Below are 26741 nucleotides of genomic sequence, written 5' to 3'. Positions count from 1 at the left end.
GATAGTATCGATGGACCACGGCTCTCTCGCTGTCGTCTCGCCGCCCGCAATCTACGGGTCGGAACTCCTGACGTGGGTTCTGATCGGTCTCCTCCTCTACTGGATCGCGGTAATCGGGCTCCGAAACGGTGGATATCTCCCGGAGTACATCGGGACTCAGGGGCCGATCCTCACGTTCCACACGAAACGCGGGCGGGTGCTTCTGGACCGGCTCGCGCGACCGAAGCGCTTCTGGCGGGCGTGGTCGAACTTCGGCGTCGGAATCGCGCTCGTCGTGATGATCAGCATGTTCGCCGTTCTGATTCGCGTAGCGGTGATCGCGCTCTCGTCGCCACAGTCGGCGAGCTCCCCCGCTAGACAGCCCCACAACGTGCTCGTCATTCCCGGTGTCAACGACTTTCTGCCGTTGTCGGCAACGCCCGGCATCGTCTTCGGGCTGCTCGTCGGCCTCGTCGTCCACGAAGGGGGCCACGGACTGCTCTGTCGCGTCGAGGACATCGATATCGACTCGATGGGCGTCGCGATGCTCGCGTTCCTCCCCATCGGCGCGTTTGTCGAACCCGATCAGGAGAGCAGCAAGTCCGCCTCCCGGGGCGGCCAGACCAGAATGTTCGCCGCCGGCGTCACAAACAACTTCGCGATCACGCTGCTGGCGTTCGCCCTCCTGTTCGGCCCCATCGTCGGCGCGATCGGGGTCGCACCCGGAGCCGCCGTCGGCGGCGTCGCCCCCGACTCGCCCGCGGCCGATGCCGGGATCGAGCCGAACGACCGCATTACCGCGATCAACGGCACCGCAGTCGAGGGCAACGACGACCTCGCGACCCGACTCGAGGCCGTCGACAGCGAGCAGGTCACCGTCGAACTCAACGGCGAGCGGACGGTCCCCGTCGATCGATCCCTGCTCGTGTCCACCGCGATGGAAAACGGCCCGACGGGACTCTCCGTCGGTGACAAGATCCGCGCGGTCGACGGCCAAACCGTCGCGACCGAACGCGGCTTCTACGACGCCGTCGGCGACAGCGAGCGGGTCACGCTGACGATCGAACCCGCGGACGATACGGCCGACGACCGGGTCGAGCGCGAGGTACCCGTCGGTGCGGCGGTCTCGGTCGCCGCTGACGGCCCCCTCGAGCACGAGGCCGGCCCGACCGACGAGACCATGGTGATCACCCGCTTCGACGGCGAGCGGATCCAGAACTACGGTGATCTCGCCGCCCTGCTCGAGGACAGCGAGCCCGACCAACGAGTCTCGGTCGCGGGCTACGTCGGCGACGAACGCCGGACGTACACCGTCACGCTCGACGAGCACCCGCGGGAGAACAGCGGGTTCCTCGGCATTCAGCCCGTGCCGGGCATGTCCGGCGTCGCGGTGAACGATATCGGCGTCCAACTCTACCCCGCGGATGAGTATCTGGGGCTGCTCGGGGGCGACGGCGAGACGCGGTTCGGCCCGATTACCGAGAGCTTCCTCGGGAAGATCGGGGTCGCGCTTATGCTGCCGGTCATCGGCGTCAGCGGCGCGATGCCGTTCAATTTCGCCGGCTTCACCGGCGGGGTGCAGAACTTCTATCAGGCCCAGGGGATGCTCGGTGCGTTCGGCGACGGCACCGTCTTCCTCCTCGCGAACCTGCTGTTCTGGACCGGCTGGATCAACGTCCAACTGGGCTTTTTCAACTGTATTCCGGCGTTCCCGCTCGACGGCGGGCACATCCTCCGGACGAGCACCGAAGCGATCGTCTCCCGGCTCCCGATCGACGCGACCCGCGGGATGGTCCGGACGGTGACGACGGCGATCGGAGTGACGATGCTCGTGAGCTTCGTCCTCCTATTGTTCGGACCACAACTGCTGGGGTGAGAAACGACCGCGGCGGCGAGCTACGAGTCGTCAGAATCGAGCCCGTGGCGATCGGAGAACTCCTCGTGAGTCTCCTCGATGCGCTCGAACTCGGTATCGAAGTAGTGTTCGTAGTGGCGGGCGACCTGTTCGACGACCCAGCGGCTGAACTCCTCGTCGAAGCACCACTCACACTCTTTCTCCGGAATGTCGAACCGGTCGTCCGTCGAGAAAGCCGCGTAGACGTGGAAAAAACCGAGGATGACGTCGGCGAAGTCCCGAGCCTTCTCCGGCCCGCTCTCGCGGCGGTCCTCGAGTTCCGCAATCCCGTCGTCGGTGAGTTCGAAGTATTTTCGGTCCGGTTCGTCTTTGCGTTCGATGCGCTCGGCCCACCCCTTCTCCTCGAATTTATAGAGGATCGGATACACCGAGCCGTAGGACGGTTCCCAGTGACCGCCGCTGAGATCCCGGATCTCCTTGAGGATCTCGTAGCCGTATCGCGGCTTCTCCTCGAGGAGTTCGAGGACGATATAGGCGATGAGTCCTTTCGGCGGCCCACTCTTCCGCATATGGCTGGTCAGTTATACGGATAGCGCTAAAGGGTTTCGGTCACGTCCGCACGCGATGAGTCTGGGCCGGGCGCTCCGGGCACGGAGCCGAGTCCGTCGATGGACGGGAGCGGGGCGAAACCCGGCCCTTCTTGGCGTCTCCGTCCCAACCCGCACCCATGGAACGACGACGACCGCCACAGACCGAAGAGGGTTGGTACGTCCTACACGACTTCCGGTCGATCGACTGGGACGCCTGGCGAAACGCGCCCGAACGGCGCCGTTCGCAGGCGATCGACGACGGCATCGACTATCTGACCGCCTGTGAGGCCGTCGACGACGCGGAGGCCGGTGACTCGGCTACGTTCTCGGTGCTCGGTCACAAGGCCGACCTGCTCGTCCTTCACTTGCGGCCGACGCTCGCCGATATCGATACGCTCGAGCGCCGGTTCGAGCACACCGCGCTCGCCGAGTTCACCGAGCGGGCCGACTCCTACCTCTCGGTGACGGAGGTTTCCGGGTATATGTCCGAGGACTACTTCGACGAGGACAGCGAGGTCGAAGACGCCGCCCTCGAGCGCTACATCGAGTCGCGGCTCAAACCCGAGATTCCCGACAGCGACTTCCTGAGTTTCTATCCGATGAGCAAGCGCCGCGGCCCCGACCACAACTGGTACGAACTCCCCTTCGACGAGCGGGCCGACTACCTCGCGAACCACGGCGAGATCGGCAAGGACTACGCCGGCCGCGTCACGCAGATCATCTCCGGCAGCGTCGGCCTCGACGACTTCGAGTGGGGCGTGACGCTGTTCGGCGACGATCCGACGGACGTGAAGGAACTGCTTTACGAGATGCGCTTTGACCCCTCGAGTTCCCGCTTCGCCGAGTTCGGTCGGTTCCTCTCGGCTCGCCGGTTCCCGCCCGCGGATCTCGCGACCTTCCTCGCCGGCGAACGCGTTCCGGCCGAGGGTGACGAGGCCCATCACCACGGCGGCGGCGACACTGAGGGACACCACGGCGGGTCCGGCGGTCATCACCACGGCGACGACTCGGGATCGGGCCACGGCGACGAGAGCGCGGGCATCCGCGACGAACTCGAGGACGAGGGCATCTACGCGGGCCAGCCCCACGGCGAGGACGTCCACGCGGTCGTCCTCTACTCGGCGGCCGACGCCGACGACCTGTTCGAAGAGGTCGACGGCTACCGGGAGAACTTCGATCACTACGATACTCACGTGAAGACGGCGGTCTACGAGGCCCAAGACGCGGACAGCGAAACCGCCGTCGTCAGCCTCTGGGACACCGAACGGGCCGCGAATACGGCTGCCGGGTTCCTCGCCGAGTTGCCCGATGTCGTCCGACAGGCCGGTGACGACGAGGACGATTCGTGGGGGACGATGGGGATGTTCTACACGGTCAAGCCGGAGCATCGCGGCGACTTCGTCGGGACCTTCGACGACGTCGGCGGCGTCCTCGCCGACATGGACGGCCACCGCAAGACCGACCTATTGGTCAACCGCGAGGACGAAAACGACATGTTCATCGCCAGCCGCTGGGACTCCCGGGAGGACGCCATGGCCTTTTTCCGGAGCGACGCCTTCTCGGAGACCGTCGAGTTCGGGCGGGACGTCCTCGCGGACCGGCCGCGACACGTCTTCCTGGCTTGAAGACCGGTCGCAGTCTTTTCCGCTACACGCGGCCGTCATAGGAGTGGGCCAGTCTCACCGGTACCGACACGGGTTGATCGGTCCCGTTCATAGGGCGGGTCGATGAGTACGACGCAGGAGTCGTTACCGCGACGAACCTGGAGCCAGTATCGCTCGATTCCGATCATCTACCGTATCGCGGTCGCGTTCGTCCTCGGGACCGCACTCGGGGCCATTGCCGGCGAACGCGCCGGCGTTCTCAGCCCGCTGGGTGATCTCTTCTTGCGGTTGCTCGAGATGCTGATCATCCCGTTGATCGTCTTTACGCTGCTCGGCGGGATGCGCAAGTTGACGCCGTCGAAACTCGGGAAAGTCGGCGGCTTGACCGTCGCACTCTACGCCGCGACGACGACGATCGCGGCCCTGATCGGCCTCGCGGTCGCGAACCTGTTCGATCCCGGAACGGCCGTGGAGTTCACCGGTGGCGAGGCCCAGCAGGCCGAACCGCCGACCGTCTCCGAGGTCGTCCTGGGAATCGTTCCCGAGAACCCGCTGGCCGCGATGGTCGACGGCGAGATTCTCGCGACCATCTTCGTCGTCGTCGTCTTCGGGTTGGCGTTGACGATCGTCCGCGAGTCGACGACCGAGGAGCCGATCGAAGACGCGATCGACGGCTTCTTCGCGTTCGTCGATGCGGGCACCGAAGCCCTGTTCAAGATCGTCTGGGGCGTCATGGAGTACGGCGTCGTCGGCGTCTTCGCGCTGATGGCCGCCGCGATCGGCACCGAGGGACTCGGCGCGATCGTTCAGTTGGGCGCACTCGTCGGGGTCATCGCGATCGGAATCGCGATCCACATGACCGTGACCTACCTCGGCGTGATGACCGTCGGCATCCTCGGACAGTCGCCGGTGGCCTTCCTCAGCGGCGCGAAAGACGCAATGGTGACCGCGTTCACGATCCGCTCCTCGAGCGGGACGCTGCCGGTGACGATCACTGACGCCGAAACGAACCTGCGGATCGACGAATCGGTCTACGGCTTCGGCCTCCCGCTCGGGGCGACGATCAACATGGACGGGGCGGCGATCAGACAGGCCGTGACGGTGGTATTTGCCGCTAACATGGTCGGGGTCTCCCTCAGTCTCGGCGATCAGGTGCTCGTTCTCGCGACCGTGATCCTGATCAGTATCGGCACCGCCGGTGTCCCCGGTGCGGGATTGATCATGCTCACCGTCATCCTGAACGCCGTGGGCTTGCCCCTCGAGATCGTCGGCTTCGTCGCGGGCGTCGACCCGATCCTCGGCCGGATCGCGACGACGAACAACGTGACCGGCGACCTCGCCGTCGCTTCCGTCGTCGGCAAGTGGACCGACGGGATCGACCTCACGGAGGGCGTCTGGGCCGACGGCTCCCGGTCGAGCAGCGAGGGCGGGGACCGGGCCACGGCCGGCGACTGAACGCGGGTCGCCGGCCGCTTTGCGGTCTGCGATCGTGTCGTCCGGCCGTCTCAGTGCGCGTCCGAGCCGCTCGTCTCGTCGTAGAAGAAGTAGGCGGCGATCCCAGCTAGCCCGAACGCGAGCGTCACGACCGGCCACGGTCCGGCGTCGCGATCGGTCAGCGACGCGTGTGCGGTCACGACGATCGTAAACCCGACGTGGGCGGCGAGCGTGGCGGCGACAAACGCCTGTGGCTCCATGACTCGAGGGATTCGACGCGGCGATCAAAGCCGTTACGAAGGTGATCGACCGTCGACGACGCACATCGGAGCCGCGGCCGAGAAGACGGGACACCGCACTCGCGGCGAGTCGCCCGCCCCACCGGACGCGCACGAGAAGCGTCGGCCGAATGCCGTGAGACGGGCCGAGCGAGCGGGCCGACGACCGACCCGGGGAGCGGCAGCGCTCATGGACTGGATACCGAGTGCAGTCGCGGAGCGACCGCACGCAGAGCAAAGAGTCGGCGCCTAGAAGTCGTGATCCGGATCGTCCTCGACTTTACGCTTCATCGACTCGCGACGGGACTTGGCGTCGCGGCCGGTCGCTTCGAGCAGGAAATCGTTTTTCGCGTCGACGGCATCGCCGGCGGCCTCGAGTTCGTCGGGGCCGAGTTCGGTGGGGTCGCGCTCGTGGAACTCGACGCCGAGTTTGTCCTTCTTGCCGGAGTATTCGACGGTCCCGGCGATGATCTTCTCGAAGACCGGATTGGTCGGCTCGCCGATGACGTACAGGTTGCTTCCCTTGTACTCCTCGGTATCCGTGATCGAGCCGAAGTAGTCCTCGATCGTGGCCTCCATATCCGGAATTCGTTCCTCGAGATATTCACCGCGACGCATCTTGTACTCCTTCATGGCTCGAAGAAACACGGCGGAGTGTTTACCTCTTTTCATAGCCGACGTTTCGCGCGTCTGACGCGTTCTCGAACCCGGAGACCGCCGATACCGGTCGTTGTCGGTCGGGAACCGATCGGCACGGAGCGGGGCTATCGGTGAGCGCTCGAGGGGCCCGGAAGCCGACGCGGGAACGCGAGGAATCGGTCGACAACGTGCCGACCGGCGCTTCTATCGTCGTTCGCGCTCGCTGAGGTACCCCTTCCGACAGTCGGGGCAGATGTCGCCGGTGCGAAGCGATTCCCGATCGCCGGCGGAGACGTAGTCACACCGCGGGCAGTAGAGTTCGGTCGGGATGTCGTCGGACGCGCCGTCGCTTTCGGCGGGCGTCGGCGCGGACGCGGCGCGCTCGATTCCGGTTCCCGGGTCGGGATCGGGCGCGGGCTCGGCGTCGCCTCGGACGTCCGTCGGCGGGTCCGCAGTCACCGACCGGGCGTCGGCCGCAGCCGCAGTCGCCCCGTCGGGCCCGGTCTCGCCGCCTGCCTGGACACCCCCAACGGGGTCGTCGGTGTCGAGGAGGACGGCATCATCGTCGATCTCGTCCGGCTCGGGGGTGTCAGTGTCGGACACCGTCTCACCGTCGGCCGGGTCGTCCGGCCAGTTGGTCGGATCGGATTCGCCATCGACCGGCGGGCCGACGTCGTCCGAATCGGGCCACTCGCCGTGGTCGCGGTCCCGGTCCCGATCCGTCGCGGGTTCGTCCTCGAGAATCTCGCCGTCGTCAGTGACCGGCTCGCCGTGCTCGTCGGTGGGCAGGTCGATCTCGGCCGTGTCGTCGTCGGCCTCGAGACCGCCGGCCGTCCCGGCAGTCGCTGTTCCCGGGTTCGGATCGGACGGATCGGCTGTCGGGCTCGCGGACGGTTCCGTCCCCGGCACCCCCGTCTCGGACGCATCCGACCCGGCGTCGTCGGCGTCGATGAGTTCGGCGTCGTCACCGTCGGGCGACGCGACCGTGTCCGCCGGGTCGGCGACTTCGGGACCCGAGGCCGACGCCGCATCGGGCGCATCCGTCGCGTCGGACTCGAGTGGTGGTTCGGGCGGTTCGGTATCGGGCTCGTCGGGGACCGAGTCGGCGTCCGTTCCGGCGAAGAGGCTGGTCACTTCGGTGTTTTCGCTGATGACGTTACGGTCGCCACAGCGGGCACACTCCTCGTACTCCTGGACGGTTACGACGACCTCGCTGCCCCGTTCTTCGCGCTCGCGTTCGACTTCGGAGTCCCCGTAGTCGTGTCCGAGCAACGAACATCGAAGGGCCATTGTCCCACCGTACCCAGTCATACCATAAAAAACGTGTTGCCTGATGGACTGTCACGACGACCGAACGGTGATGACGCGTCCCGTCGGCTGTGTCACCGGGTCGGATCGGGCGAGTGTTCTCCGCGGGCCTCCGTCGGTGCTCGCGACGCCGGTGGTCTCGAACCGGCGGAACGACAAACGTCAAATCCCAGGTGGTCGAATACACACGTAGATGAGAGCAAAGCGGGAGTACCGGAACCGGGAACGGACGGAGGTGGCGGTACTCGACGCGCTGGTCGATCGCGCCGACGACGGGATGTCCGTCTTCGAGCTCCGCGCGGCCGTCGAGGTCGACATCGACGAACTCGAGGACGCCCTCTCGACGCTCAAGGAGGACGACCTGATCGTCGTCGACTCGGGGTCGGAGACGGTGATCAAGCCCGCCGAACGCGTGGTTCCCGAGACGCCGTCCGAGGAAGACGAGGAGCAATCGATCGGGGACTGGCTCCGCGAGCGGCTGCCCTTTTGAATCGAAACGCCTGATACGCTCAGGCCCCAGGGGATACGCATGAGCGTCATCGAGTCTATCCACGAGGACCACGGGGCGACGTTCGGCGAGCGCGCCGATCGGCGGGTCGTCGAACACTACGGACGGCCGGCGCGTACCCACCGGGCGGTGCGCAACGGCGTCGGCCTGCTCGAGCAGGCCTACGGCGTGATCGTCGTGGAGGGCGACGACCGCGTCGAGTACGTCGATAACGTCGTCTCGAACCGGGTCCCCGCGACGGACGGACAGGGTTGTTACGCGCTCGTCCTCGATCCCCAGGGCGGGATCGACGTGGAACTCTACATCTACAACGCGGGCGAGCGACTCCTGCTTTTCACCCAGCCCGAAACCGCCGCCCCCCTCGCCGAGGAGTGGTCGGACAAGGTGTTCATTCAGGACGTGGAGATCCGCGTCGCGACCGACGACTACGCGGTCTTCGGCATTCACGGCCCGCAGGCCACCGAGAAGATCGCCAGCGTCCTCAACGGAGCCGGCTCACCGGACGAGCGGTACTCGTTCGTCCGCGGGACGATGGGCGACGTGGGCGTCTCCGTCATCCGCACCGACGCGCTCACCGGCGAGGAGAGCTACGAAGTGATCTGTGCCGCCGCCGACGCTGCGGCCGTCCACGACACGCTGCTCAACCAGGGGTTGAACGCCGCACCCTTCGGCTATCGGACCGTCGACAGTCTCGCGCTCGAGGCCGGATCGCCGCTCTTTCACACCGAACTCGAGGGAACGCTCCCGAACGTGCTCGGCCTCCGGAACGCACTGGACTTCGAGAAAGGCTGTTACGTCGGTCAGGAAGTGGTCTCCCGCGTCGAGAACCGCGGCCAGCCCAGCCGACGACTCGTCGGGCTCACCCTCGACGGCGAGGCCGTGCCCGAGTCCGGCGCGGCCGTCTTCGACGGCGACGCGTCGGTTGGCAACGTAACCCGCGCCGGCGAGAGCCCGCTGCTCGGCGACGTCATCGCGCTCGCGATCGTCGACTACGATCTCGCAAGCGACGAGGTGACGGTTCGAGTCGACGGCACGGAGGTGGCTGCGACGCGGACGGGGCTGCCGTTCGTCGAGGGGTCCGATCGATCGGACCGGTTGCCGACGTATCAGTAATCGGCCGCGCGGTCGGTCACGCCACGCGGCGTCCGAGCGGTCGCGTCAGGCCCCCGGGTCCTTGATCTGTGGTAACCCCGCCGTCACCAACCGGCGAAGCAACACCACGATCCCGTTTTCGAGGCCGCGAGCGAAGACCGCCTGCTCGTTCGCGTCGCTACCGGCGGTGTTGGGGTAGTAGGAGCCGACCAGCAGCGTTTCGCGGTCGACGAGTAGGATTCGGCTGATCGCGACTTCGTCGTCGCGTTCGATCCCAGTGAGCCAGTCGAGGCCGGTCTCGAACACGTGCGTCGTGGAGAGTCGGTCCCCGAGCGTCTCCGTGACCGCGTCCGTCCGGCCACCCAAAACGAGCGAGATGTCCCGGTCCGCCGCCGCCTGCAAGCCGTCGAACAGCGGCTCGGACAGGATATCCTCGTCGACGACGATGAGTGCGATCTCGGATTCGGCTTCGTCGATGAGTTCGATCGTCCGCGACTCGATCGCCTCGTGACCGGTGAGCGACCAGACCTCCTGGACCTGCTCGTCCTCGTCGGCTTCCCGGACGTCCGTGTTCCTGAGATGCGTCTCGAGCGTCTCGATCCGGTTGTCGTACTTCTGCCGAAGCGTCTGTGTCGCCTCGTCGATGCTGACGGCGCGATACACCTGGGGGCTCGTGTGCTGGACTTCGACCAGCCCCTGGGACTCGAGGACGCGAATGGCGTCGTACACCCTGGTTCGCGGAACGTCGGAGATTTCGTGTATCTCCTTTGCAGTCCCGCTCGGAAGTTTGTTCAACGCCATAAAGCAGCGTGCTTCGTACTCCTGTAGCCCGAGGTCCTGTAACAGGCTAATCGCCTCTCTGGTAGTAGTATCCTCTGTCATGGCCCAACCACGAATTCGGATATCCGAACACGCAGAGTAGGGTATGCGGATGGAAAAGCATTCGTGTCTTACTTTCCTGTCACGAGCGGGCGCTTGAAACGCTCGCTCAGCCGAATTGTGTTCACTCAGATCATCACACAAGCTACTTGGGCATCGGTTGGATATGAGTGAGTGGCGAGCCCTGTTTGGCCCAACCACGACGGGGCTCGTCCGTTTCGAGACCGACGAGTGGGATCGCCGCCGGACGAAACCGAATCGTTGAGCCATAGTAGCCGCTGCCGGTCACGGTCCGGGGCGGATCGAGGGTCGCACGATCGATTCCGAGTTGTTCAAACCCTTCGTCGTGTTATCCAGCGATATGGACAACGACGATTCGTACGATCACGTCGTTCCTGGGAGCGACGAGGAACTGAGTACCCCGGACGTTCGCGGCTACGACTTTCGAGGGGAGTTCGACTTCGGGGAACTGCTCGAGTCCTACGCCACGACGGGCTTCCAGGCGACACAGCTCGCGGAGGCCATCGATATCGCCGAACGCATGCAGGAGGCAGACGCCACGGTCTATCTCACGTGTACCTCGAACATCATCTCGTCCGGGCTCCGCGAGACCGTCGCGTATCTCGTGCGGGAAGGGTACGTAGACGTTCTCATCACGACGTCCGGCTCGCTCACTGAGGACGTCATCAAGACGGCGAAACCGTTCAAGATGGGCGAGTGGGACGCGGACGAAGCGGCCCTTCGGGAGCGTGGGATCAACCGACTCGGGAACATCTTCGTCCCCTCCGATCGATACGTGTGGCTCGAGGAGTATCTGTACGATTTCTTCGACGACTTCTTCGCGGAGCAGAAAGTCCGGACGCCGACAGCGTTCGCGCGCGAATTAGGGGAAACGCTCGACGACGAGGATTCGGTGTTGAAGCAAGCGGCGGACAACGACGTGCCGGTGTACTGTCCGGCGTTGACCGACGCCGAAGTCGGGAACTTCCTCTACTACTACCGTCAGGGGTACGATTCCGACGTCGGAATCGAGATCCTCGACGACTACGATTCCCTGATCGAAGACGGTCTGTTGGCGGAGACGACCGGCCTCATCGCCGTTGGTGGTGGAGTCCCAAAGCATCACGCGATCATGACGAATCTCTTCCGTGGCGGGGCCGACTACGTCGTCTATATTTCAACCGGAATGGAGGGAGATGGCTCGCTGTCGGGTGCGCCGCCGAACGAGGCCGTCTCGTGGGGAAAAATCAAAGAAAAGCGGACGAATTATACGCAGGTCGAAGCGGAAGCGACGCTCGTGTTCCCGCTTCTGGTGGCGGGCGCATTTACGGCGTGAGGTCCGGATAACGCTGCTGATTCGGCGAGACACGGTTCAGTAACACACGAGTCGGTGCGATCGAACTCGGTGCTCGTTGGCTGGATTCCTGTTCGCGAACACCGACACAGAACCGACTGCGCGCCTCGAGAAGCGGCGCGAGTTCCGCGCCGAGGTGTGTGAGCGCCACGGTGCCGACGCAGTACTCGAGTCGAGCACCGCCGGAGAGTGTATAAAGCCGCCAGTGGGACAGGCCAACGGCTACCCGATCGTCACCGCGAGGTGGAGTCGATATGCAATTCGAGCAGCCGTCCCGGGACACGGCGGCAGTCTGGAACGGCACGGTGCCGAACGCGATCGACGCGCGCGTACTCGGGATGGTCGTGGTGACGGCCGGGCTCGCCGCCTCGATAAACGTCCCCTACGGCGGCCTGCCGATGGCGGTCGCGGCGTTCGCGCTGCTGACGGGTGGCGGCGTCGCCTGTCACCTGCTCGGCGAACGGAAGCTCCGGCAGCTCACCGACGACCTCGTCGCCTGGTGGAGCGCGGCCGGTGGGGAGATCGAGGCCGTCACCCGATCGTCGAACGGCATGCGGACCGAGTGGCGCGTCCACACGCCCGACGGTGAGATCGTCGTCGGCGGCGTCGCACTGGTTCCGATCACCCGGTTGTCCGTCGAGTGGCAGGGAATCAGCGATACGATGGCCGCCGGCGAGGCGGCGGCGAACATCGACCGACTCGCCGAAACGCTCTACCGGGAAATCTTCGAGTTCGGGTCGAATTCGTAAGCCGCCGTCCCGGAACGCACGGGTATTCGACGGCGAGACCCGCGGCGTAACTGCGCCGTCGGTTCCGCTCTCGCCCTCCCGACCGGTCGGCGATCGTCTCCCGAGGGCCGACCCGCCTTCACTCGAACAACTCCTCGTGGCGCTGTGCCAGGTTCGTGTATTCGCCGGCGGAGAACTCCTCGAGGATCGCTCCCGCGTCGATCCCCGTTTCCTCGAGTGGCGTGACTCGAGCGGGAACGCCGCGGACGAACGACTCCGGCGGGATGGCGTAGTCGTCGGGGACGACGGTCCCAGCGGCGACGATGCTTCCGCTGCCGATCGTCACGTCGGTGTTGATCGTCGCGTTGAACCCGACCAGCGACCGTTCTTCGACGGTCGTTTCGTTGAGCACGGCCCCGTGGCCGACCATCACTTCGTCGCCGAGTCGTGACGCGTGAATCGTCGCGTTGTCCCCGACGTGTGTCTCCCGACCGATACGGACTGGGCCGATGTCACCACGGCAGACGACGCCGGGCCAGACGCTCGCGTCGGCCTCGACCGCCACGTCGCCGACGAGGGTCGCCTCCCGGCTCACTCGCGCCGCGTCGTCGACCGTCGGTTGATCCCCTTCGAACTCGTAGCGTCTGCTGTCGACCATAGCCTGACACACCACCGCTGCGGGCATAATACCGGATCACGATGACCGTGACAGTCACGCTCGAGCGGGAGGAACCCGGATCGAACCGCCGCGATCTGCCACTCTTGAATCCATTATGTACCATCTAATGGGTTTCAGTGGCTTGCAAGCCCGTCGCTTATGCCGTATCGAGTCGGACCAGTAGCCGAACAGATGGCCCGATCGGACTCCCCCATTCGAACGATGTTCGACGCACAGCGGACCGCGGTCGAACAGAGTCAGCAGTTGCTCGAGCAAGGCATGGCTACCCAGCGAACCGTCGATACCATGGTCCTTACCGGACTCAAGTGGCAGGAATCCCTCCAGCGCCACTACCTCGAGATCGCGCAGGCGGCGACCCACGGCTCTCTCAGCGCGATGGCGACGACGCTCCCGGCCGACGACGCCACCGAGGCCCACCGGTCGGTCGACGAGAGCTTCGAGCAGCTGAAACGGACTCACGCCGCGGTGTACGACGCGCTCGAGCGCGAACTCGAGCAGGGCGTCGACTCCGCCGACGAACGCTCCGCGGAGTTCGTCGATGCGCTCGACGACCAGACCGACCAACTCCTCGAGATGACGGAGACCGTCGAGGACCGGACGGTCGAAACCGTCGACGAGTTCGCCGGCCACCTCCGCGACCAACTCGAGCGGACCCAGGAGCTACAGGACCGACTCGAGGAGCAACTGGAGCGCCAGACCGGCGACGTCGAGGTGCTCCTCGAACGGCAGGCCGAAGGGATCGAGCAGTTCCAGCAGCAACTCGCGGAACAGGCCGAGGCGGTCACTCGGGAGATCCCGATACAGGGGACCGATGAGCCACACACGGCGATCGAAACCGACCCGGAGCACACCCTCGAGTCCGTCGAGGGAATCGACGCCGAGACCCGCGACAAGCTCTCGGCGGCCGGTATCGCGACGATCGACGACCTCACGCGTGCCGGTCCCGAAGCCGTCGCCGAGGCCGCCGATATCCCGGAGTCCCGGGCCGAGGACTGGATCGAGCAGGCCAAAGCCTAAGTCGGATCGCAGCGCCGCGTCCGTCTCGTTTGCTCATCGCTCGAGCGAGCTGCCACAGGCCACCGAAGTGTCACGAGACCGCATTAATTCGGTACACGTCGAAGGCAACGTCGACGACACTCAGGACTCGATCTTGTCGACGATCTCGCGGGCCTGCGCTTTCGCTTTGTCCTCGCCGACGTGTTTCTCGATCAGAACGCTGGTGACTTCCCAGTCGTCTTCCCCTTCGATCTTGCCGGTGCGAACCTCGCTGCCCTCGGAGACCGACTCCGCCGGCTGCGTCGCCCACTCCGGGGTCCGGATCTCGTCGTACCGATCGGGATCGCGGAATCGAACGTGGGTGTAGTTGTCCTCCGTTTCGACTGCGTTGATATCCGGCGTGTCTGTCATAAGCGGATCCTCGACGCCGGGACCACTAAACCACGACCCTGAATGTGCCCTGGTTGTGGTCCGGTCGACACAATGGTGACCCATCAGTCTCGCACCTGTATGGGACCGGAACGACTCGCTCGAGTCGGCACCGTTCGCACTCGAGGGTCTCGAGCACGACCTGTCGGCCGCTGACTGAACCGGAAAATAAGAGACTCAAGACCGAGAGTACGGCCGTCTCAGAAGGTTTCGAGGTAGCGGTCGAGTTCCCACTGGGAGACGTCGACGAGGTAGTCCTGGAATTCCTGTTGTTTGGCTTCGACGAACTTCGGCGCGACGTGGTCGCCCAGCGCATCGTAGATGACCTCGTCCGACTCGAGGGCTGCGACGGCCTCGCCGAGGTTCGACGGCAGCGTGTCGATGCCGTACTCCTCGCGCTTTTGCTCGTCGAACTCGTAGATGTTCTCCCGGACCGGGTCCGGACACTCGAGGTCGTTCTCGATCCCCTCGAGTCCGGCGTGGATCATGACCGCCAGGGCGAGGTAGGGGTTACACGACGGGTCCGGCGAGCGCAACTCGACGCGCGACGCCGCCGGCGTGCGCGCCGCGGGCTTGCGGATCAGTGCCGAGCGGTTGCGATCGGACCAGGCGACGTAGACGGGTGCCTCGTAGCCGGGCACCAGCCGCTTGTAGCTGTTGACCGTCGGGTTCGCGATCGCCGTGATCGCCGGCGCGTGCTCGAGGATGCCGGCGGTGAAGGCGTGGGCCTCCTCGCTCAGGTTGAACTCGTCGTCCTCGTCGTGGAAGGCGTTCTCGCCGTCCTCGGTAAACAGCGAGAGGTGGGTGTGCATTCCCGAGCCGTTGATACGCGGGATCGGCTTGGGCATGAACGTCGCGTGCAGGTCGTGTTGGGCGGCGATAGCGCGGACGACCGTGCGGAAGGTGCCGACGTTGTCGGCCGTCGCGAGCGCGTCGTCGTAGGTGAAGTTGATCTCGTGTTGGCCCTCGGCGACCTCGTGGTGACTGGCCTCGACCTCGAAGCCCATCTCCTCGAGTCCGTAAATGATGTCCCGGCGAACGTCGCTCGCGAGGTCTTTCGGCGCGAGGTCGAAGTAGCCGCCGGCGTCGTTCGTCTTAGTCGTGGCGCGGCCGTCCTCGTCCTCTTCGAACAGGAAGAACTCCGGCTCCGGGGCGGCGTTGACCTTGTATCCCATCTCTTCGGCGCGATCGAGCGCGTTCTTGAGGACGCGGCGCGGATCGCCCTCGAAGGGTTCGCCGGTCGAGGTGTCGTAGACGTCACAGATCATCCGGGCGGCAGCGCTTTCCTCCTTCTGGCGCCACGGGAGCACGGCGAAGGTGTCGGGGTCGGGCTTGAGGCGCATGTCCGACTCCTGAATGCGAACGAAGCCTTCGATCGACGACCCGTCGAAATAGATTCCCTCAGTGAAGGCCTTCTCGGCCTGTCTGGCCGGCACGGAGACGTTCTTGACCGTTCCCAGAATATCGGTAAACTGCAGCCGGAGGAAATCGACATCCTGCTCCTCGATCTCGTCTAATACCGCCTGTTCGGTGTCAGTAAGGTTGCCGCTTGTCATTTTTCTCGTCGCTCTATTCTCGTAACTCTGCTACTAAAACCCTACTGTTCCGTGCAAATCTTCTCTCTTCCCCTGCAAACTGCATATTCGTAAATTTCTAAAGGGCACAGTGCGAGGCTAGATGTGATGACGTACGAAAATCTCGACGCGAAACTAGTGAATGCACTTCTGGGCGACGGCCGTGCGAGTCTGCGGAGTCTCGCCGAGGAACTCGACGTTTCCGTGACGACCGTCTCGAACCACCTCTCCGATCTCGAGGACGAGGGCGTGATCGAGGGCTACACGCCGAAAGTCGACTACGATGCCGTCGGCTACGACGTCACCGCCGTGATCCAACTCCAGGTCGAGGGCAACGCGCTGCCCGACGTTACCGACACGCTGCGCGATCACCAGCAGATGACAAGCGTCTATGAGGTCACCGGCGACTACGACGTCATCGCCATCGGCAAGTTCGAAGACACCGACGGCATGAACGACCAGATCAAACAGCTGTTGACCGACCCCGATATCAAAGCCTCGAACACGAGCGTCGTTCTCAACGCCGTGAGCGAGAACGAGCAGTTCGAACTCGAGGTCGAGGACGAGGAGTAATCGGACGAGCCTTTTTGCGGAACGTGCCCTCGAGTAGTGGCGTCTCTGGGTTCAGGCTGAAAAACGCTACCCGGTCACTCGAGTTAAATGTCGGCGAGCGAGCGGTTCGAAGAACCCGAGCGACGCCGTTCACCGAGCGCGTAGCGCTCGGGCCGACGAGCGACGGTAGGGAGCGAGGAGTGCTTTTATACTAAATTTTGCCGAGGGCCAGCAAAGCTGGCCCGCAGAGCAAAATTTAGGTTCACATCATGCCGCCCATGCCACCGCCCATGCCGCCCATGCCGCCGGGCGCACCGCCGGGGCCGCCTTCCTCGTCGTCGCCCTTGTCGGTCGACAGGTCACCGGCGGAGATGATGTCGTCGATTTTGAGCACGAGGTTGGCCGCTTCGGCGGCGGAGGTGACGGCCTGTTCCTTGGCGTGGGCCGGTTCGACGACGCCGGCCTCGAAGGTGTCCTCGACATCGCCCGAGAAGACGTTCAGGCCGGCCGTGATGTCGCCGTCGTCGTGGGCCGCACGCAGGTCGACCAGCGTGTCGATGGAGTCCAGCCCCGCGTTTCCGGCGAGGACGCGCGGGACGAGCTCGAGCGAGTCGGCGAAGGCTTCGACGGCCAGCTGCTCGCGACCGGAGACGGAGTCGGCGTAGTCGCGGAGGCGACCGGCGAGTTCGACTTCGATCGCACCGCCGCCCGCGAGGACGCGGCCGTCGGAGACGGTCTGTGCGACGACGTCGAGCGCGTCGTTGACGCCGCGCTCGAGTTCGTCGACGACGTGGTCGGTCGAGCCACGGAGCAGGAGGGTGACGCCGTGGGCGTCCTCGCCCTCGACGTAGAACAGTTCGTCCTCCTCGTCGCGGGTGACGTCGCCGAAGCCGAGGTCCTCCTCGGTTGCGCTCTCGAGGTCGGAGACGATCGACGCGCCGACGACTTCCTGGAGGAACTCGAGGTCGGACTTCTTGGCGCGGCGGACGGCGAGGATGCCCTCCTTGGCGAGGTAGTGCTGGGCGAGGTCGTCGATGCCCTTCTGGCAGAAGACGACGTCAGCGCCGAGGTCGGCGATCGTGTCGACCTTCTCGCGGAGCTGTTTCTCCTCGCGGTCGAGGAACTTCTGGAGCTGATCGGGGTCGGTGACAGAGACCTCGGTGTCGACGTCGGTCTCCTCGACCTCGATGGCCTCGTCGAGCAGCAGGATGTCGGCATCGTCCGCCGAGCGGGGCATGTTGTCGTGGACGGGATCCTTGTCCACGATGCCGCCCTCGAGCAGGTCGGATTCGCCGGCGCTCCGGCCGGTCTGGGTCTCGATGTTGAGGAACTCGAGGTCGACGACGTTGTCGCCGTTCTCGTCCTCGACGGTGACCTGACGGATGGCCTCGACGATCAGCTGGGCGAGGTGCTCCTTGTTGACCTCGGTCCCCTTGCCGGTCATCGAGGTCTCGGCGGTCTTTCGGAGGAGTTCCTCGTCGCTCGTGTCGATATCGGTCGCGATGTCGTCGATCTCCTCGCGAGCCTGCTCGCTGGCGAGGTGGAAGCCCTTGATGATCGCCGTCGGGTGGATGTCCTGCTCGAGGAGGTCCTCGGCGTTTTTGAGGAGTTCGCCGGCGATCGCGACGGCCGTCGTGGTGCCGTCGCCAGCCTCGTCCTCCTGGGTTTCGGCGACCTCGATGATCATCTCGGCCGTCGGGTTGTCGATGTCCATCTCCTTGAGGATGGTGACGCCGTCGTTGGTGATCGTCACCGATCCCATGGAGTCGACGAGCATCTTGTCCATCCCCTTCGGACCGAGCGTGGACTGGACGGCTTCAGCGACCGCACGGGCGGCGCTGATGTTGTAATCCTGCGCGTCCTTGTCCTTGACGCGCTGGGAGTCCTCGCTCATTACGATCATCGGCTGCCCCTGCTGCATTCGCTGACTCATAGTCGAGCGGATGATTGATTGTGATTCTACATAAAGCTTTCTAATCTTGTCGAGGCGGAGGACGGAGACGAGATCCCGTTCGGGGGCGAAAACAACCGTAGCGAACGACCGTCGCCACAGTTTCCACCGTTCGAGTTCGTCCGTCAATCGTTCCCATTCGCACGCCGGGACGGTGCTTTTATATATGATGACGATGTGTCGGTTTCCGATGGTCCCCGTCGCTTCGCTCGGCGACGACAGAACCGCCTCCGACGGGGAACAACGAGCGGTTTGCCCGAGTGTAACGGTTCTCAATCGCATGTCGACCGCCCGTCTAAAGTCTAACTCGGACCCGAGTCAACACAACGGAAGTGTTATCCGGGTAGTCACGTATTACCACTCGAGCAATGGACGAGTCCCCGTCCGTTCCCGAATCGTTCGACGACCCGCGGATCACCGCCCAGTTCTGTCGCCGCCTCTCGGGCACTGCCGGTGACCTGCTTCTCATCGGCGTCGTTCACGACCATCCCGCGAGTATCGGACGCGTCGAACGTGTCCTCGAGCGCGTCGAACCGGAGACGGTCGCGCTGGAATTGCCGCCTATCGCGGTGCCGCTGTATCGCGCGTACGCTCGCGATCGCAACGCCGAGGAGTCGGCACCGCCGCGGTTCGGCGGCGAGATGAGCGCGGCGATCAGCGCCGCGCCCCACGCCGATCCGGTCGGCATCGACGCGCCGAACCTCTCTTTCCTCCGGCGACTCGTGGGCCGACTGATCGCCGACCGCGTCTCTCCCGCGACGGTCCGGCGCGTCCTCTCGAGCGTCGGCGGCGCGACCCGCGAGGCGCTGACTTGTCGAGTTGCCGCGACGTTGACCCATGCGACATCGATGACCATCGTCCCCGGCGACCGGGTCGAGTACGACTGCGAGCCGGACGACTCGCCGGAGCGACAGGCCGCCCACGAACGCTCCCACGTCGCCGGCGTGCAGGCGCTGCTCGGCAGCGTCGAGACCGACGGCTCCGCGTTAGCCTACCGGGACGACACGCGCGAACACTGCATGATCGAGCGGCTCGCGGAGCTCCGATCGGAGCCGGGCGACGTCGTCGCCGTCGTCGGCGTCGATCACCTCGAGCGACTCGCGACGGCGCTGTCGGCATCCGGCCGGCGCGTTCCGGCCGGTGACGAACGCGTTCTCGCGATAGCGGACCCCGAGCGGTAGTTAGCGCCGCGCGGGCGGTTCGATCAGGATCTCGCCCGTGCCCCTGATCGTGACGTGGTGGCCCTCGACGACGACGGTGAGCACGCCGCCGGTTCGCGACGTACCGTCGTGGCGCGGTCGGAAGAGCTGGTTCAGAGCGTCCGGATCGACAGCATCGTACAGCGAGAGACGGCTGTCGGTCGCATCGACGCCCAGACAGTCGGCCAGCGCGTGGACGACGGTCGTACTGAGCGTCGCCGACCCGTTCGGGTCGTGCGTGGCGCGATACAGGGATGGAGAGCGGGACTGCGAGAGGGAGGAAGCGTATCCGTTCATACCTATTCGTCACCCTCCACTCGCTATTTGAAGACCAAAAGCCTAACCATTCATTACTGTCAGAATTAGCCAGCTCGCGGCCACATACCGATCATCTATGGAGAAATTCGCTATGACATGAACGAGGACGGAACGGGAGGGTTCATCACGTCGGCTCACTCAAAACCGGATAGACCCCGATCGCCGGCCGCTCGAGCGAGGTCACTGCCGCAGTCCGGAAATGCAGTTCCAGCAGTAGGTAAACGTCTGATCGGCCTCGTTTCGCGCGCCGCAGTGGGGACAGCGGATCGTCTCCCCGTCGAAATCGGGTTCGCGGTCCTCGTCAGCCTGGTCGGCGTCGCCGATATCGTCGGACGCGCGAGGGAACCGATCCGGACCGGCCGAGGATCGCATGCTCGCGCGGTTCGGATCGGCGAGCGATGGCGTGCGCTCGCCGTCCCCGTCGTCGCGGCGGACGTACAGGTAGTACAGTAACAGGTGTAAGAGGGCGAATAATACGACGTAGCCGATGAGCCAGCCCCAGAGCTCCATCACTGTGCGGTACGTCCTCGAGCCACTTGGATATTCCTTGAGTTCCGAACCGAAGAGAGTCAGGGGGACGGAACGGTTCGCCGTCGCCGCGCGGACCGGCCCGCTCGCTCGCCGCTCTTACCGGTCGAATACGGCACCGACGGTTCGGCGGTCGATTCGAGGGGGCCGGCCATCGGGTCGAGCATGCGCAACGACGAACACTACCGGTTTTTCCGACCGGCTTCGCCGCTCGAGCACTCGAGGGTCAAAGACCCGTTTGAGCTTGGGGTGGGTTTTTTTCATCCCCTTTCGTATCGGTCACCTATGGATCGAAGACAGTTCCTGACGGCATCGAGCGTCGGAGTCGCAGCGACGGTCGCGGGCTGTATGGGAAGCCCGCTCAGTAGTACCGAGACCGATTCGACGGACTCCGGGTCGGCAGCGGATGGGGACGGCGACGACGGCAAAATCACGGTCAGCGCCAGCGGCGAAGTCGAGGCGGAACCGGATAAGGCGATCATCGACATCGGCGTCGAAGCCTCCGGCGACACCGCCGACGAAGTGACCAGCGAACTCTCGAGCGGTGCCGAGCAGCTTCGCACCGCGTTCGACGACCTCGGCGTTCCCGAGGAAAACATCGAAGAGGGCCGGTACCGGGTCCATCCCAACCACACCCGTGACGGCGAGACCGACGGGTTCGAGGGGGCTCACTCGTTCGAGGTGACGCTCACCGATACCAGCCGTGTCGGCGAAGTCATCGACGCGTCGGTCGAGGCCGGCGCCAACAATATCGGTCGAGTGAACTTCACGCTCCAGGAAGAGTCCAAGTCCGAACTCCGAAAGGACGCGATCGACGCCGCGTTGGCAAACGCCGACGAGGAGGCGAGCCATATCGCGGACAACCGCGAAGTCGAACTCGCGGGAACGACGTCCGTTACGACCGGTGACGTGCGGGTCGATACTGTTCGATACGATAATATGTCCGCCGAAGACTCGGCGGACAGCGCAGCGCCGCCGACGGAGATCAACGCGGACCCCGTCACCGTCAGCGCCAGCGCAACGGTAACTTACGAGTTCGCCAAGTGAGGCGGCAGGACGAGCAATACCGCGAACCGCATCGCACGCTCCCGACCGGTATATCCCTGAGTCCGCGTTACCGGGCGGGCGTTTCGGCCGGCCTCGAACCGAACCGCTTTTGGATTATTAGGCTGGCCTAAAACGCATGGAACCGACACGGCAATCCGGTCGGAATCGCCGCTCGTTCGTCGCAACGGGGATCGCAGCCGGGAGCGCAGCGCTCGCGGGCTGTCTCAGTGGCAGCGACAGTTCGGAGACCGAAATCGGCTCGTATACCGTCTCGATGGCACCGATGGGCGAGGTCGAGTTCGACGGCGTCCCCGAGGACGCCTTCGTCGCCTTCCCCCAGTACGCGGACATGGCGGTCGCGCTCGGTCACGGCGACGCGGTGACCACGCTGTTCGCCCCCGACATGTCGGGTCCGACGATGGACGCCTTTTACGAGCGACTCGAGGGCGTCTCCTTCGAGTGGGCGGGCCTCCAGAACCCCCTCGAGAACGGCCTCAGCGAGGAGCAGTTGTACGCCCTCGACAGCGACGTCCACTTCCTCGACCCCTCGTACGTGGTCACGACCGACGACGACTGGACCGCTTCGGACATTGCGGATATCGCCGAGACGATCGGGCCGTGGATCGGGAGCTTCCACAGCGGCGTCCACAGCGACCCGGCACCGGCCTACGCCGACAGCTACGAGTACTACACCCTCTGGGAACTGTTCGAGACGGTCGCGGCCGTCTTTCGGGAACGGGACCGGTACGAGGCGCTCGCCGACCTCTACGCGGAGACGCGGGCCCGCATCGAGTCGAACCTGCCCCCCGAGAGCGATCGACCGACCGTCGCCAGGGTCACGCTGGGAGACGGCGTGTTCTACGCCTACCACCTCAATACACCCGGCTTCTGGCAGGCCGACACGCGACCGCTCGGTGCCCGTGACGCGCTCGCCGACGTCGAGTGGCCGGGCGACTGGGGCGAGGTCAGCTACGAAACCATGCTCGAGGCCGACCCGGACGTCATCCTCCACCTCTGGGGAATCACGCCGCGGTACGCCATCGAGGACGTCCGGCAGCGGCTGGAAACCGACGCCGCAGGCAGCGAACTGACCGCGGTGAAGAACGAGCGGGTCCTCGCCAGCGGCATGCGATACCAGGGGCCGATCATGAACCTCTTCCAGCTCGAGATGACGGCCAAACAGCTCTATCCCGAGCGGTTCGGCGAGTGGCCCGGCTACGAGATCGGCGAGTCCTATCCCGAGATTCCCGAGGACGAACAGCTGTTTGATCGCGGAGAGGTTGCCGAAATCGTCACCGACGGAGCGTAGCTGACTGGCGACGCCGACAGCAGCGACGCAGGGTTCGACGCCGGTCGGTTCGACGACCGAGCAATCAGCATGTTTTTTAGGCCAGCCTAAAAATTTGGGGCGATGAGACCGAGCGAAACGACGCGACGTGAATTCATCAGCTCAGGGGTTGCCACCGGCGGGATGTTCCTTGCAGGATGTATCAGCGGCGGCGGAACGGACACCTCGAGCGGCGAGACGTACACGGTCTCGATAGCACCGATGGGCGAGGTCGAATTCGAAGGCCCACCCGAGAAGTGGACCGCGCTGCTGCCGAGTTACGCGGATATGGGGTTTGCCCTTGGTGGGGGCCAGACGCTCGGGATTCAGAACCACGATCGATTTGGGACTGACGCGTACGAGGAACTTCCCGGCATCGAGTTCGAGGAGGATGACGTCGTGGAACTGACCGAAGGCGGCGTCGACACGGAACTGTTCTACGAGATGAACGCCGACGCCCATTTCATCGACCCACACATATTGACACACTGGTACGGCTGGGAACAGTCCGATGTCGACAGAGTAAGAGACGAGATCGGCCCCTTCTTCGGCAACTTCATTCGCCGACACAGTGACGAGTGGCACGATTACCGCTACTACGATCTCTACGGCGCCCTCGAACTGATGGCCGAGGTCTTTCAGGCACGGGAGCGCTACGAAGCGTACGTTACGCTCCACGAGGAAATGCTCACGACGATCGATGAGCGGCTGCCGCCGACCGAGGAGCGACCGAACGCCATGCTCGTCTACCCGGCCAGCGGTTCGGGCACCGAGTTCTTCCCCTTCCGGTTCGATGACGGTGGGATCAGCACCAAACAGTGGCGGGACCTCGGACTAACGGATGCCCTCGCCGCGACCGACGTGGGCCACTACAGCTACACCGATAGGGGGACGCTCGATCTGGAGACGCTCCTCGACATCGATCCCGAGGTTCTGCTGGTACGCAACCACGGAGGCGCGTCCGAATCGGAGTTCCGAGAAGCGGTCGTCGATCCGTTGCGGGACGATCCGGTCGCCAGTGAGGTGCAGGCCGTCCGGAATGATGCCGTCTACAATGCCGGCTACCTCGATCAGGGGCCGATCATTAACTTCTACCATACCGAACGCGCCGCGAAGGACATCTATCCCGACGCGTTCGCGGACGCGACGCTGTTCGACCGCGAGCGCGTCGCCGATATCATTACCGGGGACATCTGAGCGACTGCGGACTGCGAATTCGAGGGACGATCCACCGGCTCGATCGGTCCCGTCGGGTCAATAACCGACTCGAGCGGACGGCAGGTTGCGTGTGTCCCAGCCGCTCACAGCGATGGAACGAGCGTTTGACGATCTCGGCTCGAGAGAAGCGGTGCTATCGGCGTCGATCAACTCTCAGCGAAAGAGACGAAAACGGCGGTGTCCGACGGTTAGTCGTCGGCCGGAACCGCTCGCGTGTCCGCTCGGCCGGAAGCCATGGCGAGCACGTCGTCGAAGAAGTCGAGGGTGTCCTCCGGGCCGGGGTTGGCCTCGGGGTGGTATTGGCGGGTGAGCACGTCGTACTCGATGCCGTCGATTCCCTCGGGCGTGTCGTCGTTGACGTTGATCTGGGTGATCTCGAGGTGTTCGCCCGGGTCGGCGACGGTGTAGCCGTGATTCTGGGTCGTCATGACGACCTGCCCGGACTCGAGGTCGAGGACGGGCTGGTTGACGCCGCGGTGGCCGAAGGTCATCTTCTCGGTCGAGCCGCCGAGGGCCTCGGCGACGATCTGCTGCCCGAGGCAGATGCCGGCGACGGGCGTGTCCTCGACGAACGCCTCGACGAGGGTGATCGCCCCCTCGAAATTGACCGGATCGCCGGGGCCGTTCGAGATGAAGAGGAGGTCGGGGTCGACGGTCTCGACGGTCTCGACGGCCGCGTCGTAGGGGAACACGTGGACGGTCGCATCGCGTGCGAGCAGCGAGTCGACGATCGAACCCTTCGCGCCGCAGTCGACCAGGGCCACCGTCTCGCCGTCGTTGTCCGCGCCATGGACGACCGGCTCGTCGACACTGACCTGCGCGCCGATGTCGGTGTGGTCGCTCATGGCCGTGCAGGCCTCGAGTTGCTCGAGGGCGTCCTCCTCGGTGACGTCGTCGCCGACGGCGATCCCGCACTTCATCGCGCCGCCATCGCGGATGTCCGTGACGACATCGCGGGTGTCGAGGTGGTCGACCGCCGGGATACCCTCGCGTTCGAACCAGTCGACGACCTCGTCGGTGAACTCCTTGGCGATCGCGGCACGCGGGTGGATGCGGTCGTCCTCGAACCGTTCCTCGCGGACGCCGTAGTTGCCGATCAGCGGGTAGGAGAACGTGAGAATCTGTTCCTCGTAGGAGGGATCGGTCAGGCTCTCCTCGTAGCCGGTGTACGCTGTCGTGAACACGATTTCGCCGCGGGCCGTCCCGTCGGCACGACCACGCCCCTCGAGTACGTGGCCGCCTTCCAGTGCGACGTAGGCTTCCGTCATTACGATCTACGTATCGGATGGACCATCATAAGTGTTGTCTTCGAAGCTCAGTTACGATTTTCGTAATCGGTAAGTGCAGGTCACACGTAGGTACGCATCTCCATGGACGACCTGGACCGACAGATCCTCGATATACTCCGGCGGGACAGTCGCACGCCGTACACCGAAATCGCCGACGAGGTCGGCACGAGCGAGGGCACCGTCCGCAACCGCGTCGAGCGCATGATGGACGACGACGTGATCGAACGCTTCACGATTTCGACCCGGACCGGCAACGTCCAGGCGATGCTCGAGATCAGCGTCGCGGTCGACGTCGACACCAAAGGGGTCTCCGAGCGGATGGCCGAGTGGGACGAGGTCGACTTCGTCTGGATGGTCTCCGGCGAGCAAGACGTCGTGCTCGTGGTCGACGCCGCGGACACGCGCGGCGTCAACGATCTCATCACCAAGGCCCGCGATCAGGAGGAAGTCGTGAGTACGAAAACGCGGCTGATTCTGGACGAGGAACTCGGCTAACGACCGACACCGATAGTCCGCCTCGCCACGGTGTCGGTGGTGTAGTCGCACGTTCCGTCCGAGTGACCGTCATCGAACTGCTCTCGCGGCCCATCTCCGACGGCTGGACGGTCGGCTGCGACGGCAGTTCCTCCTACCCTACCGGTCGGCGGTCTCTTCCTCGCCAGGCGGGGTTCCCACGCCGGGCGTCGACCGGTCGATCGCGTCGATCACTCCCTTGCGATCGTGGATCGTGCGGTACGCCCGCCGGAGCAGGCTATCGAACCCGGTCCGCGACACGGTCGCGCTCACTCGGCCGTCGCGGATCGCGTCGACGACGGACGCGGGCGTGAGCCGGTCGGCCTCGACGACCGTGTACGCCCGCCCCACCTCGAAGGGGTAGTGCGCGTCGCTGCCGCCGACCAGCGGGAGGTCCCGTTCGTCGGCCAACTGCTCGACCAGCGGCTGCGAACGCGGGTGTTTGCCGTTGACTTCGATCGCGTCGAAGGGGACCTCCTCGAGTTCCCGCACCGTGCTGTTTCGGAACGGGTGGGCGACGATCGCGGCGCAGTCCCGGTCGTGTGCCAGCGCGACCGCCTCCGCAGGGGAGAGCGAGCCGGGTTTCGTCGCCGCCGGCGGATCGGGGCCGACGACGAGGACGTGACCGCGGTCGGTCGTGATCTCGATGCCCGGCAGCGTCGCGACGGCGGGCGAGGGGTCGAACGCCGTGTAGTAGTCGTGGTTGGTCGTCGCGACGCCGTCGAGGCCGCGCCGCCGGGCCACCTCGGTCAGCAAGCGGACGCCGACCGGGTCGTACCGATCGCCGAGCGATCGCCGACCGTGGAAGAACCGCGTGTGTGCGTGGAGATCGATCGCGTACATGGGAGAGCAAACGCCGGGCAGACCCTTTTG

27 protein-coding genes are annotated in these 26741 nt (G+C 65.0%); 14 read left to right on the top strand and 13 right to left on the bottom strand.

Translation table 11 applies throughout. The features are described from left to right. The first annotated feature begins 10 nt into the window (after window positions 1-10). On the top strand, window positions 11-1855 hold the full coding sequence (locus ALTAJ2_RS03945) for a site-2 protease family protein (RefSeq protein WP_007110925.1): 1845 nt from the start codon (window positions 11-13) through the stop codon (window positions 1853-1855). A 20-nt stretch (window positions 1856-1875) separates the two neighbouring features. On the opposite strand, the gene ALTAJ2_RS03940 is transcribed toward ALTAJ2_RS03945, so the two are convergent. Next, on the bottom strand, window positions 1876-2403 hold the full coding sequence (locus tag ALTAJ2_RS03940; RefSeq protein WP_007110924.1) for a PadR family transcriptional regulator: 528 nt from the start codon (window positions 2401-2403) through the stop codon (window positions 1876-1878). 158 nt (window positions 2404-2561) lie between these two features. Here ALTAJ2_RS03940 and ALTAJ2_RS03935 point away from each other — a divergent pair, with 158 nt between their 5' ends. Together ALTAJ2_RS03935 and ALTAJ2_RS03930 are read left to right on the top strand one after the other, a co-directional pair. Beyond that, on the top strand, window positions 2562-4049 hold the full coding sequence (locus tag ALTAJ2_RS03935; RefSeq protein WP_007110923.1) for a heme-binding protein: 1488 nt from the start codon (window positions 2562-2564) through the stop codon (window positions 4047-4049). A gap of 102 nt (window positions 4050-4151) precedes the next feature. Then, on the top strand, window positions 4152-5483 hold the full coding sequence (locus ALTAJ2_RS03930; RefSeq protein WP_007110922.1) for a dicarboxylate/amino acid:cation symporter: 1332 nt from the start codon (window positions 4152-4154) through the stop codon (window positions 5481-5483). Between the two features lie 50 nt (window positions 5484-5533). Here the strand turns inward: ALTAJ2_RS03930 and ALTAJ2_RS03925 are convergent, their stop codons facing one another. The 3 genes from ALTAJ2_RS03925 to ALTAJ2_RS03915 form a co-directional block, all read right to left on the bottom strand. Beyond that, window positions 5534-5722, bottom strand: coding sequence for a hypothetical protein (locus ALTAJ2_RS03925; protein WP_007110921.1), 189 nt, complete (start codon window positions 5720-5722; stop codon window positions 5534-5536). 267 nt (window positions 5723-5989) lie between these two features. Continuing rightward, complete coding sequence (locus ALTAJ2_RS03920; protein ID WP_007110920.1) at window positions 5990-6373, bottom strand: DUF5611 family protein; 384 nt, start codon at window positions 6371-6373, stop codon at window positions 5990-5992. A gap of 210 nt (window positions 6374-6583) precedes the next feature. Continuing rightward, the gene (locus tag ALTAJ2_RS03915) at window positions 6584-7669 is read right to left on the bottom strand and encodes a DUF7093 family protein (RefSeq protein ID WP_049901042.1); all 1086 of its coding nucleotides are present in this window, start codon (window positions 7667-7669) and stop codon (window positions 6584-6586) included. A 211-nt stretch (window positions 7670-7880) separates the two neighbouring features. On the opposite strand from ALTAJ2_RS03915, the gene ALTAJ2_RS03910 reads away from it, so the two are divergent. Both ALTAJ2_RS03910 and ygfZ read left to right on the top strand, forming a co-directional pair. Continuing rightward, the gene (locus tag ALTAJ2_RS03910) at window positions 7881-8177 is read left to right on the top strand and encodes a DUF6432 family protein (protein ID WP_007110918.1); all 297 of its coding nucleotides are present in this window, start codon (window positions 7881-7883) and stop codon (window positions 8175-8177) included. Window positions 8178-8216: 39 nt separating this feature from the next. Further along, the gene (gene ygfZ, locus ALTAJ2_RS03905) at window positions 8217-9308 is read left to right on the top strand and encodes a CAF17-like 4Fe-4S cluster assembly/insertion protein YgfZ (RefSeq protein ID WP_007110917.1); all 1092 of its coding nucleotides are present in this window, start codon (window positions 8217-8219) and stop codon (window positions 9306-9308) included. A gap of 45 nt (window positions 9309-9353) precedes the next feature. Here ygfZ and ALTAJ2_RS03900 read toward each other — a convergent pair whose 3' ends face one another. After that, window positions 9354-10169 carry a TrmB family transcriptional regulator gene (locus ALTAJ2_RS03900; protein ID WP_049901040.1) on the bottom strand — a complete coding sequence of 272 codons (816 nt, stop codon included), beginning with the start codon at window positions 10167-10169 and terminating at the stop codon, window positions 9354-9356. A 358-nt stretch (window positions 10170-10527) separates the two neighbouring features. Here ALTAJ2_RS03900 and ALTAJ2_RS03895 point away from each other — a divergent pair, with 358 nt between their 5' ends. Both ALTAJ2_RS03895 and ALTAJ2_RS03885 read left to right on the top strand, forming a co-directional pair. After that, the gene (locus ALTAJ2_RS03895; protein WP_007110915.1) at window positions 10528-11502 is read left to right on the top strand and encodes a deoxyhypusine synthase; all 975 of its coding nucleotides are present in this window, start codon (window positions 10528-10530) and stop codon (window positions 11500-11502) included. Window positions 11503-11774: 272 nt separating this feature from the next. Beyond that, on the top strand, window positions 11775-12269 hold the full coding sequence (locus tag ALTAJ2_RS03885; RefSeq protein WP_007110914.1) for a hypothetical protein: 495 nt from the start codon (window positions 11775-11777) through the stop codon (window positions 12267-12269). Window positions 12270-12387: 118 nt separating this feature from the next. On the opposite strand, the gene ALTAJ2_RS03880 is transcribed toward ALTAJ2_RS03885, so the two are convergent. Continuing rightward, a complete protein-coding gene (locus tag ALTAJ2_RS03880) occupies window positions 12388-12906 on the bottom strand; it encodes a gamma carbonic anhydrase family protein (protein ID WP_007110913.1) in 519 nt (172 codons plus the stop codon). Window positions 12907-13098: 192 nt separating this feature from the next. Between ALTAJ2_RS03880 and ALTAJ2_RS03875 the strand changes: the two genes are divergently transcribed. Next, window positions 13099-13944, top strand: coding sequence for a helix-hairpin-helix domain-containing protein (locus ALTAJ2_RS03875; protein WP_007110912.1), 846 nt, complete (start codon window positions 13099-13101; stop codon window positions 13942-13944). Window positions 13945-14064: 120 nt separating this feature from the next. Here ALTAJ2_RS03875 and ALTAJ2_RS03870 read toward each other — a convergent pair whose 3' ends face one another. Both ALTAJ2_RS03870 and glnA read right to left on the bottom strand, forming a co-directional pair. Then, window positions 14065-14334, bottom strand: a complete 270-nt coding sequence (locus ALTAJ2_RS03870) for a hypothetical protein (protein ID WP_007110911.1) — start codon at window positions 14332-14334, stop codon at window positions 14065-14067. 218 nt (window positions 14335-14552) lie between these two features. After that, window positions 14553-15908 carry a type I glutamate--ammonia ligase gene (gene glnA / locus ALTAJ2_RS03865; protein WP_007110910.1) on the bottom strand — a complete coding sequence of 452 codons (1356 nt, stop codon included), beginning with the start codon at window positions 15906-15908 and terminating at the stop codon, window positions 14553-14555. Window positions 15909-16034: 126 nt separating this feature from the next. Between glnA and lrp the strand changes: the two genes are divergently transcribed. Further along, on the top strand, window positions 16035-16499 hold the full coding sequence (gene lrp / locus ALTAJ2_RS03860) for an HTH-type transcriptional regulator Lrp (RefSeq protein WP_050031421.1): 465 nt from the start codon (window positions 16035-16037) through the stop codon (window positions 16497-16499). Between the two features lie 241 nt (window positions 16500-16740). On the opposite strand, the gene thsB is transcribed toward lrp, so the two are convergent. Continuing rightward, a complete protein-coding gene (thsB, locus tag ALTAJ2_RS03855; protein ID WP_049901035.1) occupies window positions 16741-18411 on the bottom strand; it encodes a thermosome subunit beta in 1671 nt (556 codons plus the stop codon). Between the two features lie 386 nt (window positions 18412-18797). Here thsB and ALTAJ2_RS03850 point away from each other — a divergent pair, with 386 nt between their 5' ends. Next, window positions 18798-19610, top strand: a complete 813-nt coding sequence (locus ALTAJ2_RS03850; protein ID WP_007110907.1) for a hypothetical protein — start codon at window positions 18798-18800, stop codon at window positions 19608-19610. On the opposite strand, the gene ALTAJ2_RS03845 is transcribed toward ALTAJ2_RS03850, so the two are convergent. Further along, a complete protein-coding gene (locus tag ALTAJ2_RS03845; protein ID WP_007110906.1) occupies window positions 19611-19925 on the bottom strand; it encodes a HalOD1 output domain-containing protein in 315 nt (104 codons plus the stop codon). A gap of 201 nt (window positions 19926-20126) precedes the next feature. Then, complete coding sequence (locus ALTAJ2_RS03840; protein ID WP_007110905.1) at window positions 20127-20456, bottom strand: DUF7577 domain-containing protein; 330 nt, start codon at window positions 20454-20456, stop codon at window positions 20127-20129. Window positions 20457-20759: 303 nt separating this feature from the next. Between ALTAJ2_RS03840 and ALTAJ2_RS03835 the strand changes: the two genes are divergently transcribed. The 3 genes from ALTAJ2_RS03835 (at window position 20760) to ALTAJ2_RS03825 (ending at window position 24045) form a co-directional block, all read left to right on the top strand. Then, window positions 20760-21521 (top strand): SIMPL domain-containing protein, encoded by a 762-nt coding sequence (locus ALTAJ2_RS03835; RefSeq protein WP_007110903.1) that lies wholly within the window; start codon window positions 20760-20762, stop codon window positions 21519-21521. 136 nt (window positions 21522-21657) lie between these two features. Further along, a complete protein-coding gene (locus tag ALTAJ2_RS03830; RefSeq protein WP_007110902.1) occupies window positions 21658-22830 on the top strand; it encodes an ABC transporter substrate-binding protein in 1173 nt (390 codons plus the stop codon). A gap of 240 nt (window positions 22831-23070) precedes the next feature. Further along, window positions 23071-24045 carry an ABC transporter substrate-binding protein gene (locus ALTAJ2_RS03825; protein ID WP_049901066.1) on the top strand — a complete coding sequence of 325 codons (975 nt, stop codon included), beginning with the start codon at window positions 23071-23073 and terminating at the stop codon, window positions 24043-24045. Window positions 24046-24254: 209 nt separating this feature from the next. Here the strand turns inward: ALTAJ2_RS03825 and carA are convergent, their stop codons facing one another. Then, window positions 24255-25334 carry a glutamine-hydrolyzing carbamoyl-phosphate synthase small subunit gene (gene carA / locus ALTAJ2_RS03820; RefSeq protein ID WP_007110900.1) on the bottom strand — a complete coding sequence of 360 codons (1080 nt, stop codon included), beginning with the start codon at window positions 25332-25334 and terminating at the stop codon, window positions 24255-24257. 102 nt (window positions 25335-25436) lie between these two features. Here carA and ALTAJ2_RS03815 point away from each other — a divergent pair, with 102 nt between their 5' ends. Beyond that, a complete protein-coding gene (locus ALTAJ2_RS03815; RefSeq protein ID WP_006430489.1) occupies window positions 25437-25850 on the top strand; it encodes an Lrp/AsnC family transcriptional regulator in 414 nt (137 codons plus the stop codon). Between the two features lie 138 nt (window positions 25851-25988). Here ALTAJ2_RS03815 and ALTAJ2_RS03810 read toward each other — a convergent pair whose 3' ends face one another. Then, window positions 25989-26711 carry a PHP domain-containing protein gene (locus ALTAJ2_RS03810; RefSeq protein WP_007110899.1) on the bottom strand — a complete coding sequence of 241 codons (723 nt, stop codon included), beginning with the start codon at window positions 26709-26711 and terminating at the stop codon, window positions 25989-25991. Window positions 26712-26741: the final 30 nt, after the last annotated feature.

Source organism: Natrinema altunense (assembly GCF_000731985.1).
Lineage (GTDB): Archaea > Halobacteriota > Halobacteria > Halobacteriales > Natrialbaceae > Natrinema > Natrinema altunense.
This window is presented reverse-complemented; position numbering and strand designations above follow the sequence as displayed.